This is a genomic window from Beijerinckia sp. L45 (genome assembly GCF_009765775.1).
In the GTDB taxonomy this organism is placed as follows: Bacteria; Pseudomonadota; Alphaproteobacteria; order Rhizobiales; family Beijerinckiaceae; genus RH-AL1.
Window position 1 is genome coordinate 23152 of record NZ_LMUU01000040.1, and the last position, 13054, is coordinate 36205.

The 13054-nt window shown below is 63.3% G+C and carries 14 protein-coding genes and 1 other RNA gene; 7 read left to right on the forward strand and 8 right to left on the reverse strand.

The window, feature by feature from the left end; translation table 11 throughout:
• Window positions 1-322: SspB family protein (locus tag GSQ79_RS29295; protein WP_246725089.1), on the reverse strand; the 322-nt coding region annotated here is incomplete at its 3' end.
• Between the two features lie 57 nt (window positions 323-379).
• Window positions 380-753: a transfer-messenger RNA gene (gene ssrA / locus GSQ79_RS04070) on the reverse strand.
• Window positions 754-772: 19 nt separating this feature from the next.
• Between ssrA and GSQ79_RS04075 the strand changes: the two genes are divergently transcribed.
• Window positions 773-1537, forward strand: coding sequence for a CPBP family intramembrane glutamic endopeptidase (locus GSQ79_RS04075; RefSeq protein WP_158807460.1), 765 nt, complete (start codon window positions 773-775; stop codon window positions 1535-1537).
• A gap of 69 nt (window positions 1538-1606) precedes the next feature.
• Here GSQ79_RS04075 and GSQ79_RS04080 read toward each other — a convergent pair whose 3' ends face one another.
• From GSQ79_RS04080 to GSQ79_RS04100, 5 genes are all read right to left on the reverse strand, one after another.
• Window positions 1607-2596, reverse strand: a complete 990-nt coding sequence (locus GSQ79_RS04080; protein ID WP_158807461.1) for a hypothetical protein — start codon at window positions 2594-2596, stop codon at window positions 1607-1609.
• Window positions 2597-2814: 218 nt separating this feature from the next.
• Window positions 2815-3258: a BLUF domain-containing protein gene (locus GSQ79_RS04085; protein ID WP_158807462.1), complete on the reverse strand. Its 444-nt coding sequence runs from the start codon at window positions 3256-3258 to the stop codon at window positions 2815-2817.
• Between the two features lie 12 nt (window positions 3259-3270).
• Window positions 3271-4956, reverse strand: coding sequence for an EAL domain-containing protein (locus tag GSQ79_RS04090; RefSeq protein ID WP_158807463.1), 1686 nt, complete (start codon window positions 4954-4956; stop codon window positions 3271-3273).
• Window positions 4957-5190: 234 nt separating this feature from the next.
• On the reverse strand, window positions 5191-5601 hold the full coding sequence (locus GSQ79_RS04095; protein ID WP_158807471.1) for a VOC family protein: 411 nt from the start codon (window positions 5599-5601) through the stop codon (window positions 5191-5193).
• A gap of 108 nt (window positions 5602-5709) precedes the next feature.
• Window positions 5710-6345, reverse strand: a complete 636-nt coding sequence (locus tag GSQ79_RS04100; RefSeq protein WP_158807464.1) for a TetR/AcrR family transcriptional regulator — start codon at window positions 6343-6345, stop codon at window positions 5710-5712.
• A gap of 281 nt (window positions 6346-6626) precedes the next feature.
• Here GSQ79_RS04100 and GSQ79_RS04105 point away from each other — a divergent pair, with 281 nt between their 5' ends.
• Complete coding sequence (locus GSQ79_RS04105; RefSeq protein ID WP_158807465.1) at window positions 6627-7550, forward strand: ABC transporter ATP-binding protein; 924 nt, start codon at window positions 6627-6629, stop codon at window positions 7548-7550.
• A 2-nt stretch (window positions 7551-7552) separates the two neighbouring features.
• The gene (locus GSQ79_RS04110; RefSeq protein ID WP_158807472.1) at window positions 7553-8314 is read left to right on the forward strand and encodes an ABC transporter permease; all 762 of its coding nucleotides are present in this window, start codon (window positions 7553-7555) and stop codon (window positions 8312-8314) included.
• 90 nt (window positions 8315-8404) lie between these two features.
• Here the strand turns inward: GSQ79_RS04110 and GSQ79_RS04115 are convergent, their stop codons facing one another.
• Entirely contained in the window at window positions 8405-8776 is a 372-nt protein-coding gene (locus tag GSQ79_RS04115; RefSeq protein WP_158807466.1) for a tRNA-binding protein, read from the reverse strand.
• A gap of 125 nt (window positions 8777-8901) precedes the next feature.
• Between GSQ79_RS04115 and GSQ79_RS04120 the strand changes: the two genes are divergently transcribed.
• The 4 genes from GSQ79_RS04120 to GSQ79_RS04135 all read left to right on the forward strand — a co-directional run.
• On the forward strand, window positions 8902-9651 hold the full coding sequence (locus GSQ79_RS04120; RefSeq protein ID WP_158807467.1) for an SDR family NAD(P)-dependent oxidoreductase: 750 nt from the start codon (window positions 8902-8904) through the stop codon (window positions 9649-9651).
• Between the two features lie 25 nt (window positions 9652-9676).
• Window positions 9677-10063 carry a DUF427 domain-containing protein gene (locus GSQ79_RS04125; RefSeq protein ID WP_158807468.1) on the forward strand — a complete coding sequence of 129 codons (387 nt, stop codon included), beginning with the start codon at window positions 9677-9679 and terminating at the stop codon, window positions 10061-10063.
• A 333-nt stretch (window positions 10064-10396) separates the two neighbouring features.
• Window positions 10397-12556, forward strand: a complete 2160-nt coding sequence (locus tag GSQ79_RS04130) for a type I secretion system permease/ATPase (RefSeq protein ID WP_305764610.1) — start codon at window positions 10397-10399, stop codon at window positions 12554-12556.
• Window positions 12553-13054: biotin/lipoyl-binding protein (locus GSQ79_RS04135; RefSeq protein ID WP_158807469.1), on the forward strand; the 502-nt coding region annotated here is incomplete at its 3' end. The genes GSQ79_RS04130 and GSQ79_RS04135, both read left to right, overlap by 4 nt.

Here is a 13054-nt window from a genome sequence, read left to right on the forward strand (position 1 = left end):
AAGGGTCGAAGAAGCCGGTCAGGGCATCGAAAGGAATCAGCAGCATTTCGGGGATGCCGCGGAACGACAGACCGACCTCGAAGGCATGGTCGGTGACGCTCAAGTCCTCGAACTGATGCTGGAGGATGATCGTCATCTCCTCCGGATACTGCTCGCGCATCCGCGTCGACAGCCGGACGCCGGGCGCCTGGGTGCGGAAGGTGATGTAAAAATGATGGTCGCCTGGCAGACCGTCCCGCGCCGCCTCTCCGAGCACCTTCTTGACGACGCCGCACAAGGCTTCCTGCACAAGAAGGTCATAACGGATCATGTCGTTCGGCATTCAGTATGTGTCCAACGGTAAGACGAAACCCGGTGAGCCGTGACCGGTCGAGAATGAAGTGGAGGCTTCTGTTGCCAGGTGCCTCCGAACCCCGCCTTAGAGTGCAACCCCTAAGGACTTGTTTCTCGGTACCAGAACCGCATTACGCGGCGAGGGCCACCGAAGCGTAGTTGTCATTGGCAACTATAGGATTAGCCCGATAACGGCGGAACCATGCCGAGCAAAAGACAGTCCTTTACACTTCCCGTCGAACCTATTTCGCCCCCGCCGAAATGCGCATCGCCTTGAAACAACACGACAACACGCCCTTGGGTGGAGGCGCCGGGTACCGCCCCCGGGTCCGAAAAGCTTCATTTCGACGCCGTTTATCGCCATAGCCGTCCGAGGACGGCAGCCCCAATATAGGGGAGGCTTCGCGACTTAGGAAGATGGCTTCGTAAAGGACCTGTGATGGATCAACAGACCAAGCACGATGTCCTGGATGTCCGGTCGGGCGGCGCGGAGCCTTATGGCCTCGCGGGCCTGGTCGTCAGCCTGGTCGCCATCGCTGCCATCGCCGCGGTTCTGGCGGCGATCGTCGCCGGCCTCATCCTCCTGGGGCAGGGCGCCTTGTGGGGCGTGGACGAGACCCGCAGCTTCTATCTCTCCTTGCGCTTCGATATTCCGACCAAGACCAAGCTCAGCGCCCTTGCCGTCACCCTAGTCTATGCCGCTCTGGCCAGCGCCACGGTGATCGTGGCGCGCCACAAGCAGCGGTTTGCGTGGCGCGATCTCGTCGCCCTGCGCCCCGTCGGTCGCGGCTGGCGCCGTATCGCTTCCGTCGCGGTGATGGTTTTGATCTATGCCGCGCTCGCCAGCCTCGCGCTCGCCAGCCTGCGCGAGCGGCACATCGCCCTCGATGGCCCCACCGACACGCTGCTCGTCGGGACCCTCGTGCTCAACTATGTGGTCTGCGCGCCGATCACCGAGGAGCTGATATTCCGTGGATGGCTCTACACCGGCCTGCGTCGCCGCTTCGGCTTCGGGACCACGCTGTTCGCCACGGCATTCCTTTTTGCCGCGATCCACTGGGAGCCGCGCCACATGGTGCTCGTGCTGCCGCTGGCCTTCGCGCTGGGCTTCATCCGCGAGCAGACCGGCAGCATCAAGCCGACGATTTTGCTCCACGCCTCGTATAATCTCGTCGTCGTCAGCATCGCGCTGCTGACGCTGTAGGCGGCACGGTCAGCAGATGTCCATGCCCGCGATCCGTACAGGTTTCACCCGTGTAGGCCCGACGCGGTATTACGGCTCTCGACACAATGGCGTCGGCCGCGGCGGTGGCGCCGGATGGCTGTTCTTGTATGCGGCCAACAGAGGCTCGAGCGTTTCCTTGGCCCAGAATTTGGGCGAGCGGATCTGCTTGAGACATGACGCGTTCCAATATGCCCCGGATGCCGGTCGGCCCGCCGCGACCGCGCGCGCCACGGCGCTGACGTCGGCGGCGTCTGGATAGATGTAGAGCGTCGTCGGGTCTTCCTTCACCATCGCAAGAAGTTGCGGCGCGTCTTCCGGCGACCAGCTGGTGCAGCCGTTGCTGCGGCCGCCGGGATAGTCCGCGCGCTTGCCGAAGGGGACGTAACCGCCTTGGTCCGCATATGGACTCTGCGGATCTTTGCGCAGACACACACCTTTCAGCACCACGGCGGCATGGCCGCCGATGGCGCGCGGTCGCGCGTTGGCCGTCTCGCCTTCGCCGTCGAACTGGACGAAGGATCGGACCAAAGCGGCATCGCGGTCGGCAGACGCCAGGTAGTAGCCCTTGAAAGAGGTCTTGGTCTCGGCCGTCACGTAGGCGCCGCCCGTCGTCAGTTCGGAATCCATGGCGTTGCCGAAATTCTTCGCGCATTGCCTGCCGTTGGCGAAATCCGCCACGCCGGGCAGATCGCGCCCGCTGCCGTGTCCTGCCGAAATCGCGCGGAACGACTGTTCGCCTTCGCAGACGATATAGAAGCGGCGTCCGACCGAGCCGTCGCCCAGGATGTTGGGGCGCGTTGCATCCATGGCGAAGTAGCAGGCATTTCGGATCGCCCCCTCGCTGATCTTTCGTCGATAGAGGGCGCGCGCCCGCTGCAGCACCGGACCGGCGATCTGGCCTTCGCCTTCGCCGACATGGGACTTCAGCCAGGCCGGAACCTCCGATGACGGTTCTGCCGAAGCCGAGCGCAACGCCGAAAAGGCGATGACCATGCCGATGAGGCCGAAGCGGGTCAGAGACAGGGATCGTGGCCGCATGAAGCTTGTTCTCCGGTCGAAACGTCCGGTCTTGGTCGCAACGCATGGCGAGAAGACGTTCATCGGCCACGCGCGGGCGGGGGCCGACAGCGATGCTAGCATGCTGGGCGAGATATCCCGGGACTTGCCTGAGGACAAGCCATCGGCGCTAACGGATCGGCCCGCGACCAGCCGACTGGCCATCGCAACATGGTGGCACCGCCGGGGCCGCGGAAAATTCACGCCGCCTCGTTGGCCAGCCACTCGTCTTCGCGCACGACGACGCTGCGCAAGATATCGAGCAGCTTGTCGCCGGCTTGCGTTTGGCCGGAGAAGGCCGCGGACAAGACAGCCTGACCGAAAGCCGAAGCATCGGTCGACCCGGTGAAGGCCATCGACCAGGCCGGGAAGTCACGCGTCGCGATAGGGCCGGCTTCGAGCACCGTGACGTCGCGATGCCGCATGTCGCACTGGATGCGCTCGAACGTCTCTTCGACCTTTTCGGCGGGACCTTCGAGGACCTGGGCAAAACACTGGTTGCTGAAAAACAGACCACCGGTGATGTCGTCCCGCGCGTTGTTGGCGCGGGACTTTGCGAGGATCTGCCGGATCTCCTCGGCGCCGGCCGCAGGCGAGTCCGCAAGTTCGCTGCGGCTGCAATAGAGAATGCGATAAAGCGTCATGTCGCGGCTCCCTCAGGCAGCTTGCGGGGTGGCAATAGGATGGCGCGCTGCGAAGCCCGCGATGAGCCCATCGACCTGCTCGATTGGGAGCGGCCTGCTAAAGTGATAGCCCTGGACCGAGGTGCAGCCATTGGCGCGGATGCGGGCGAGCTCTTCCGACGTCTCCACGCCTTCCGCAATCGTCGCCATGCCGAGGCTGATACCGAGCGCGGTGATGGCGCGGACGATCGCATTCTGGTCCTTGCAGTCCCCCTTGCTTGTGACGAAAGACCGATCAATCTTGATTTTGTCGAACGGAAAGCTGCTGAGCTGGCTCAGGCTCGAATAGCCGGTCCCGAAATCGTCCATTGCGATCCGGACGCCGAGCGCACGCATGGCGTGGAGCGCTGAAAGCACGGCGCTCTCTTTGCGAAGCAGCACGCTTTCGGTGATCTCCACCTCCAGCCGGTTGCCAGGCAGCCCGCTTGCTTTCAAGGCTTTCTCGATCGAGGTGACGAGGGCTGCGGCGTTTTCGAACTGGCAGGGCGAGACATTGACGGCAACGGAAATCGACTCCGGCCAGTGGACCGCGTCCCGGCAGGCTTCGCGCAGGACCCATTCGCCGATGGCGACGATCAGGCCGATCTCCTCCGCCAGCGGGATGAAGTCATTTGGCGGGACCAGGCCGTGCTCCGGGTGGCGCCAGCGGACCAGCGCCTCGAAGCCAGTGATGGTGTTGAGGTCGAGATCGATCTGCGGCTGGTAGTGCAATTCGAACTGGCGCAGCGCGATCGCCTTGCGCAGATCGATTTCCATGGCACGGCGCTTGTGAGCGCGGGCCTCCATCGCCGGATCGAAGAAGCTGAATGTATTGCGTCCAGCCTTCTTGGCGGCATAGAGCGCAAGATCCGCGTTCTTGAAGAGATGGTCGTGTTCGCTGATATCCTGGCTCGACGCGATCCCGAGGCTGGCGCCGATATGAATCAGGTGGCCTTCGATCAGATAGGGCCGCCCGAGGACATCGATCAACCGTCGTGCTACGGTGGCGACGGCTTCGGGCTCGGGCCGGCCGCGGATCAGCAAGGCGAATTCGTCGCCACCCAGCCGCGCCACCTCATCGCTATCCCGCATGGCGGAGGTCAGGCGTCGCCCGACAATCTTGAGCACGGCATCGCCGATCGGATGACCGAGCGTGTCATTGACCGTTTTGAACCGATCGAGGTCGACGAGGATCATCCAGACCTGCGTCCGGCCGATGACCGTCGCGACGACATCCGCGATGCGATCGTTCAGATGTTTGCGATTGGGCAAACCGGTCAGCGGATCACGGAGAGTCTGGGGGATCGCTTCGCTTTCCGCCGCCCGCCGGGCCGTGACATCTTCAAAGAGCACCATCCAGTGGTCGGACCCGCTTTTGCTGATCTGCAGGTTGAAGGCCGTTTTTGCGTCCCCCGGCGAAAGGGCGATGGGCGGGTGCCGCGGCTCGTTGGAAGCCGTTGCGGCAAGGACCGCCCCGCCGACGCGTTGCGCGGTAACGTAATCGAGGCCTTTGCAGGCCGCCAGCAGGTCGAACACCGTCGAGCATTCGGCAAGCTGCTCGGGTGCCGCGCCCAGCAGCGTGGTGACACGATCGTTGGCGAAGATCAGGTTCAGGCTCTGGTCGAAGGTGAAGATCGCGGCGGGAACTCCATTGAGAGCCGCCTGAAGATGATCTGCCAAGTGGGCATCGTCAGAAGGCATGGGTCTCGGCGCATCGCCCGGCGGTTCAACCCGCATTTCATCCAACATTCCCGCCCCCATTCGTGAGGTCCAGTATTGCAACCACGGCTTAATGTTTTGCTAGCCATAATCGCCGATCCGACATTTATTACAGTGGGATAACGGCAAGCCGATGGCGATTAACATGTGACAGAGTCGTCGGGCGCAGTTTCCCGACCGCTACTGTCGGAAAACCTAACTTTCGTAAGATGATATCTCGACGAGATTGCCATCGGGATCGCGGCAATAGACCGAGCGCAACGCGCCGCGCGCGCCCTGCTTGCGGATCGGGCCCTCCTCAATGGCAACGCCGCACGCCTGAAGATGCGCGACAACGGCCGGTGGCTCAGCCTGCGTGAGAAAACACAGGTCATCGCTGCCCGGCGTCGGACACGCGCCGGTGAACCATTCCACGAGGTCGGCGCCGGCCGGGCGCAGGTTGATTTTCTGCTGCCCGAACGTGATGGACGTCCGGCGCGCCTTGCCGTGGCCGGGATCGAAATCCTCGCGGCCGAACCCGAGAAGCCTCTGGTACCAGGCCGCCGACGTCTCGACGTCGCTCACATTGAGGACGATATGGTCGATCGCGTCGATCGTCAGGCCCATCCACTTGCCTTTCAAGGGTAATACACCGGACCCGTAAAGCTCGCGCGACGGCAACAGTTCCCGTCGTTGCGGACGCGACACCCGGTTCCGAATCAAAGCCAGATCGGCTTAGCGCTTGACCTGCTTCGAGGGCACCGTCCACGGCGTCGTCGGCGAAGCCTCGAGCAGCCCGGCCAGCTGCAACGCGCTCACCTTGCCGGCGGCAAGGATCATGTCCGACTCCGTGCGGCTCGTGACGATCCGCGACATTTGAACGGCGCCGACGACCTGGGCGAGGATCGCGTGGGCGCGGCCCGCCCGCTCCTGCTCGTGAAGACGGTCGTCCGTAAGCGCCGCGCCGATCTGGCCGACGAGTTCCTGGACCTTCTTTGTGACCGCCAGGCGGGTGTCTTTGGGCCGGCGGGCGAGATCCGAGCCGATCGCGGCGAGTGGACACCCCTTTTCCGGATGATCGCGGTGCTGCGGCGAGGCGTAGACTTCGATGAAGGCTCGCAGATCGAACGGCGTCTCGTCGTCCTTGAGCATCGCATCGGGGCTCGCCCCGAAGGCAAACAGCGCCGCTTCCTTGACGAGCGCGTCTTTCGAAGCGAAGTGCGCGTAGAAGCCGCCATGGGTCAGGCCGACGTCGTTCATCAGCGTCGCCACGCCCACGCCATCGACGCCGTCCTTGCGGAAGCGCTCCGATGCCGCCTTGACGACCCTCAGATGCGTCTCTTCCTTCCGGCCCTTTTCGTATCGCGCCACGTCAGCCGTCTCCAACAATCGCCGCCGCCGTCGGTCGCGGCCTCATCCCACCGGACGTATATGGTATGTCGAACGCAATTCTAAAGAGGAAGTTCGATCGCCGACAGTGCCATTAAAGTATCGGCATGCGGCGGAAAGCGCGGCCCTCTTCCCCCGGATGGCGGAAAGGCTTATGGACCCCGGGACCAGCGCGCCCGAGCCGATCGGGCTGACCGCTTCCGCCGGAGCCGCATCGCGCCGCTCCCGCTTGATCCTCTCGTATCCCGCCTCAAGGAGGCCCAGTGCCGCCGATCATCTCCGTTACCGGTCTGACGAAGACCTACAAGTCGGGGTTTCAGGCCCTGCGCTCCGTCGATCTCGACATCCACCAGGGCGAGATCTTTGCGCTCCTTGGACCCAACGGGGCGGGCAAGACGACGCTGATCAGCATCATCTGCGGCATCGTCAATCCCACCTCCGGGACCGTGCTGGCTGACGGTCATAATATCATCCGCGACTATAAGGCCGCGCGGACCAAGATCGGACTGGTGCCGCAGGAACTCTCGACCGACGCCTTCGAGACGGTTTGGACGACGGTCAGGTTCAGCCGCGGCCTGTTCGGCAAGCCGCGCAACGACGCCTACCTCGAAAAGGTGCTGAAGGACCTGTCGCTCTGGGACAAGAAGGACAGCAAGATCATGGCGCTCTCCGGCGGCATGAAGCGCCGGGTGATGATCGCCAAGGCGCTGTCGCATGAGCCGCGGATCCTGTTCCTCGACGAGCCGACCGCCGGCGTCGACGTCGAATTGCGCCGCGACATGTGGGCGATGGTGCGGGGGCTGCGCGCCACCGGCGTCACCATCATCCTGACGACGCATTACATCGAAGAGGCCGAGGAGATGGCCGACCGCGTCGGGGTGATCCGCAACGGCGAGATCATCCTGGTCGAGGACAAGGTCACCCTGATGCAGAAGCTCGGAAAGAAGCAACTGACGCTGCATTTGCAGACCCGCCTCGATGCCATTCCGCAAGGCCTGCCGATCGACCAGCTCGCGCTCTCCGACGATGGCTTGGATCTCGTCTACACTTTCGATGCGAAGACCGAGCAGACGGGCATCGCCGGCCTGCTGCGCCAGCTCAGCGCCGCCGGCGTCGAGTTTACCGACCTGCAGACGCGCCAGAGTTCGCTGGAGGATATTTTCATGAGCCTGGTGAGCGTAAGATGATGATCAACATCCATGCCGTCGGCGCCATTTACAAGTTCGAGTTCATGCGCTGGGTTCGCACGTTGACGCAGAGCATTCTGGCGCCGGTGATTTCCACCGCGCTGTATTTCGTGGTGTTCGGCTCGGCGATCGGCTCGCGCATGAGCGCGGTCGACGGCATCAGCTACGCCGCCTTCATCGTGCCCGGCCTGACCATGTTGTCGATCCTGACGCAGAGCATCTCCAACGCCTCGTTCGGCATCTACATTCCAAAATGGTCGGGCACGATCTACGAGCTGCTGTCCGCCCCGGTGTCGTGGATCGAGGTGGTGATCGGCTATGTCGGCGCCGCCGCGACCAAGTCCATCCTGCTCGGGCTGATCATTCTCATCACGGCGCGGCTGTTCGTCTCCTACGAGATCATGCATCCGCTCTGGATGCTGGTATTCCTCGTGCTGACGGCGACGACCTTCAGTCTGTTCGGCTTCATCATCGGCATCTGGGCCGACGGGTTCGAGAAGCTGCAGATCATTCCGCTCCTGGTGGTGACGCCGCTCACCTTCCTCGGCGGCAGTTTCTACACCGTCAGCATGCTGCCGAAGGCCTGGCAGGCGGTCAGCCTATTCAATCCCGTCGTCTACCTCGTCAGCGGATTCCGCTGGAGTTTTTATGGCACCGCCGATGTCGATGTCCGCATCAGTCTCGGCATGACGCTTCTGTTCATGGGCCTGTGCTTCGCCGTCATCTGGTGGATCTTTCGCACGGGCTACCGCCTCAAGGCCTGAGAAAGCATACCCCGCGCCCGCAAATGCCATCGGCGTTCTCGGATGGATGTCGATCGACATTCCAAGAATGCCGATGGTGGCGCTGCGCCTTCAGAACAGCCGCGATCCGTTCGGCACGCCCTGATCCGGCGCGAACAGCACGACCTCGCCGGCATCGTCGGGAAAGCCGAGGGTCAACACCTCCGACATGAACGGCCCGATCTGCCGCGGGGCGAAATTGACGACGGCGGCGACCTGGCGTCCGATGAGGGTTTCGGGCTGGTAGTGGCGGGTGATCTGCGCGCTGGAGCGCTTGGTGCCGATACCCGGTCCAAAATCGATCGTCAGCTTGATCGCCGGCTTCCGCGCCTGCGGAAATGGCTCGGCCGCGACGACGGTGCCGATGCGGATGTCGACCGCCAGGAACGCGTCGAAATCGATGGTCGTTTCGGCCGGGCTCGCGGGGTCGTGAAACTTGTGCATGCGCGGACTCCTATGGCGACAAAGCGACATCGTATTCGAATTGACGAATGGCCGTTGAGCTAGCGCCGAAGCGTCCCCACCTCAACGCTGCCGATACTGCAATGGCATACGAAAAGGGTGGTCCTATGAATAATCCTGTCGTGTTGATTACGGGTGCGCTGACTGGAATCGGGCGCGCAACGGCGCTCGCCTATGCGCAAGAGGGTGCGCGTCTCGTCGTGTCGGGCCGTCGCGAAGACGCTGGCCGCGCCTTGGCCGACGAACTTCGCAAGATCGGCGCCGAAGTCGAATTCATTCGCGCCGATGTGCGACACGAAGACGATGTCCGCAACCTTGTGGACGCGACCGTGGCGCGCTTCGGCCGCCTGGACATCGCCGTCAACAATGCCGGCACCGAGGGGACGCCAGGACCGGTCACCGAGCAGAGCGCCGAAACCTATGCAGCCGTCTTCGATAGCAACGTGCTTGGCGTCGTGCTGAGCCTGAAGCACGAGATGCGGGTGATGCTGGCGCAAGGCCACGGCAGCATCGTCAACGTGTCCTCCGTCGCGGGCAAGAAAGGCTTTCCCGGGGCGTCGATCTACGTTGCCAGCAAGCATGCGGTCGAAGGCCTGACGAAATCGGCGGCGCTCGAAGTCGCGGCATCCGGCATTCGCATCAATGCGGTGGCACCGGGCCCGATCGAGACCGGGATGCTCGACCGCTTCACCGGCAACAGCGCCGAGGCGAAGGCCGGGTTCCTGTCGACGATTCCCGCCAAGCGCGCCGGTACGGTGGCCGAGGTCGCGCAGACCATTCTGTTTCTCGGCTCCGACAAGGTGCCCTTCATCACGGGACAGTCGTTCGCCGTCGACGGCGGTGCGATGGCACAGTGACTGTAGCGAGGAAAGGATCACGTCCATGACAGCAACGAAAACGGTCAAGATTCCCGGGCCCGACCATCCCATCAGCATCGAGCATCACAAGGAACGCGTGGTCGTCTCGGTCGGCGGTCATGTCGTCGCGGACACGACCGCGGCCTTGACCCTTCGCGAGGCCTCATATCCGCCGGTGCTCTATGTTCCGCGCGCCGATGTCGACATGGCGCTGCTCGAACGTACCGATAACGCCAGCTATTGCCCCTACAAGGGTGATTGCTCGTACTTCAGCATTCCGCTTGGCGGCGAGCGCGCGAAAAATGCCGTCTGGACCTACGAGTCACCCTTCGAGTCTGTCACCGCGATCAAGGACTATCTGGCCTTCTATCCCGATCGCGTCGACTCGATTGTCGAGACGCCGGCGATCTGAAGGCGCCACATTGTATGCCGCGCTCGAACGGTGGGTGCGGCATCTGCGCAAGATGGCGTCGTGATTTTGCACGACGCCCCGCAATGTGTTTGCAACGCCAGCATTCTTGCGCTGTGCGCCATTCGGAAGCCTGTTGTTCCGCCCTGTCGATGCGTAAGCCAACAATGCACGTGTCACGATAGTTTAGACTTTGTTTGCATAAAAATCTGACTCTGGCGCCGGTTCTCTGAACAGAGCGCTAGGGAATATGATGATCTCAAAACTTATTTCGCGCACAACCGTTTTGATTGTCGTTGCTTTATCGTCGTGCCGCCCCAGCCGCGTAGTGCATCGATGAACGATATGTCGGACTTCGCCAAGCCGGCCGCGCCGCTCGATGCCGGCCTTCGCGCCCTCTGCGGCATCGCGGCCTTCTACCGGATCGCGGCCGATCCTTCGAACCTGCAGCGCGAACTCGCCCTTCACGATCAGGCCAGCGCGCGGGACATCATCCGCGCCAGCGCGACGATCGGATTGAAGGCGCGCCTCGTCACCCGGCGCACCGAGAAAGAGCTCGCCGCGACGCCCACGCCGGCGATCGCCAGGCTGAAGGGCGGCGGATTTGTCGTCTACGGCGGGCGCACTGGGGATGGCCTGTTCCGCATCATCGATGCCTTGACCAATATCGACAGCCAGTTGTCGGGCCCCGATCTGCTGAACGCGATCGAGCCGCAGTTGATACTCGTCGGCCGGCGCATCAACGGCGAAGGTTTTAATCCCAAGACATTCGGCTTTCGCTGGTTCCTGCCGTCGATCTGGCGCTATCGCCGGCCGCTTGCGCACGTCCTGCTGGCGTCGCTGTTCATCCAGATCTTCGCCCTCGTGACGCCGCTGTTCTTTCAGGTCGTCGTCGACAAGGTTCTGTCGCACAAGGGCTATTCCACGCTGTTCGTGCTCGTTATCGGCATGATCGTTGTCGGGCTGTTCGACGTGCTGCTGCAGTACCAGCGAAGCTACGCGCTCTCCCACACCACCAACCGCATCGACGTCGAACTCGGCCAGCGCCTGTTCCGTCATCTGCTGCGCCTGCCGCTCGGCTATTTCGAAACGCGCGCCGCCGGCCAGACGGTGGCCCGCGTCCGCGAACTGGAAAACATCCGGGCCTTCTTGACGGGGCAGGGGCTTTTCTCCGCGCTCGACCTGATGTTCACCTTCGTCTTCGTCGCGGTGTTGCTCGCCTACTCCTGGAAGCTGACTTTGATCGTCGTCGGCTCCATCCCCTTCTACATCCTCATCACCGCGCTGATCCGGCCGCCGCTGCAGGATCGCGTCCGCGAAAAGTTCAATGCCGGCGCTATCAGTCAGCAATTCCTGGTCGAGGCGGTGGTTGGCATTCACACCGTCAAGTCGTCGGCGGTCGAACCGATCATGCAGGCCCAGTGGGAAGAGCGGCTGGCGTCCTATGTCAGCACCGCCTTCGACGTCACCAAGCTCAGCGTGATGGGGCAGAATGGCATCCAGTACGTCAGCCGCGTCACGACGGCGTTTCTGCTGCTGTTCGGCGCCAAGGCGGTGATCGACGGGGAGCTGTCGATCGGCGGCCTCGTCGCCTTCAACATGATCGCCGGCCAGGTCACCCAGCCGGTCTTGCGTCTGGCGCAGCTGTGGCAGGATTTTCAGCAGGTCCAGGTTTCGGTCGAACGCCTCGGCGATATCCTCAATGCGCCGACGGAACCGATCATCCAGGCGCGCACCGTTCTGCCGCCGCCGCGCGGCGCGATCGACTTCAACAACGTGACGTTCCGCTATCGGCCGGGGAGCGCCGACGTCGTCAAGAATCTCACGCTGCAGATTCAATCGGGTGAAGTCATCGGCATCGTCGGGCCGTCCGGCTCCGGGAAGTCGACGCTCGCCAAACTGATCCAGCGGCTGTACCTGCCGCAGGACGGGCAGGTGCTGCTCGACGGCGCCGATCTCACGCAGGTCGATCCGGCGTGGCTGCGCGCCAACGTCGGCGTGGTGCTGCAGGAGAACCTGCTGTTCAATCGCACCATCCACGACAACATCGCCTTTGCCTCACCGGCGATGCCGCGCGCGCAGGTGATGGCGATCGCCAAGCTCGCCGGCGCCGACGAATTCGTGTCGCGGCTGCCGAGCGGCTACGACACGATGATCGAGGAACGCGGCGCCAATCTCTCCGGCGGCCAGCGCCAGCGCATCGCCATCGCCCGCGCGCTCGCCACCAATCCGCCCGTTCTGATCTTCGACGAGGCGACCAGCGCGCTCGACTACGAGAGCGAGCGCGTGATCCAGAACAACATGCGGCAGATCGTTCGAAATCGAACGGTCATCATCATCGCGCATCGGCTCGCAGCCGTTCGCGTCTGCGATCGCATCGTCGGCATGGAGGACGGCCGCATCGTCGAGGTCGGCCCCCACGACGAGCTGCTGCGTCGGAGCGGCGGCCTCTATCGCAGGCTGTGGGAATTGCAGAACGAGCAGGTGCACGCATGACGGTGCTTCAGACCTTCAAGCGGGCGCGCAAGATCTCGATCAAGACCGCGAAACTCAGCCAGGGCGATCACGAATTCCTGCCGGCTGCGCTGGAAATTCTCGACACGCCGTTGTCGCCGATCCGCAATGTGCTTTCGGCGACGATCTGCGCCTTCGTGCTGGTGGCTTTGGCATGGTCCTATTTCGGGCGCATCGACATCATCGCAGTGGCGCAAGGCAAGATCCAGCCTGTGGGCCGTACGAAGACCGTGCAGCCGCTCGACACCGGCAAGGTTCTGGCGCTGCACGTCTCCAACGGGAGCAGGGTGCATGCCGGCGACGTGCTCGTCAGTCTCGACGCCAGTGACGCCAAAGCGGACGAATCCTCGCTCACCACCGAGCTGCAGTCGTTGGAGGGCGAACGGGTCCGCCGCAGTGCGGCCCTGGACATCGCCGCAAAGCGCACCCCGGAAACGTCGCCCGATCTCCAATGGGAAGCCGACGTGCCGACCGCCATCC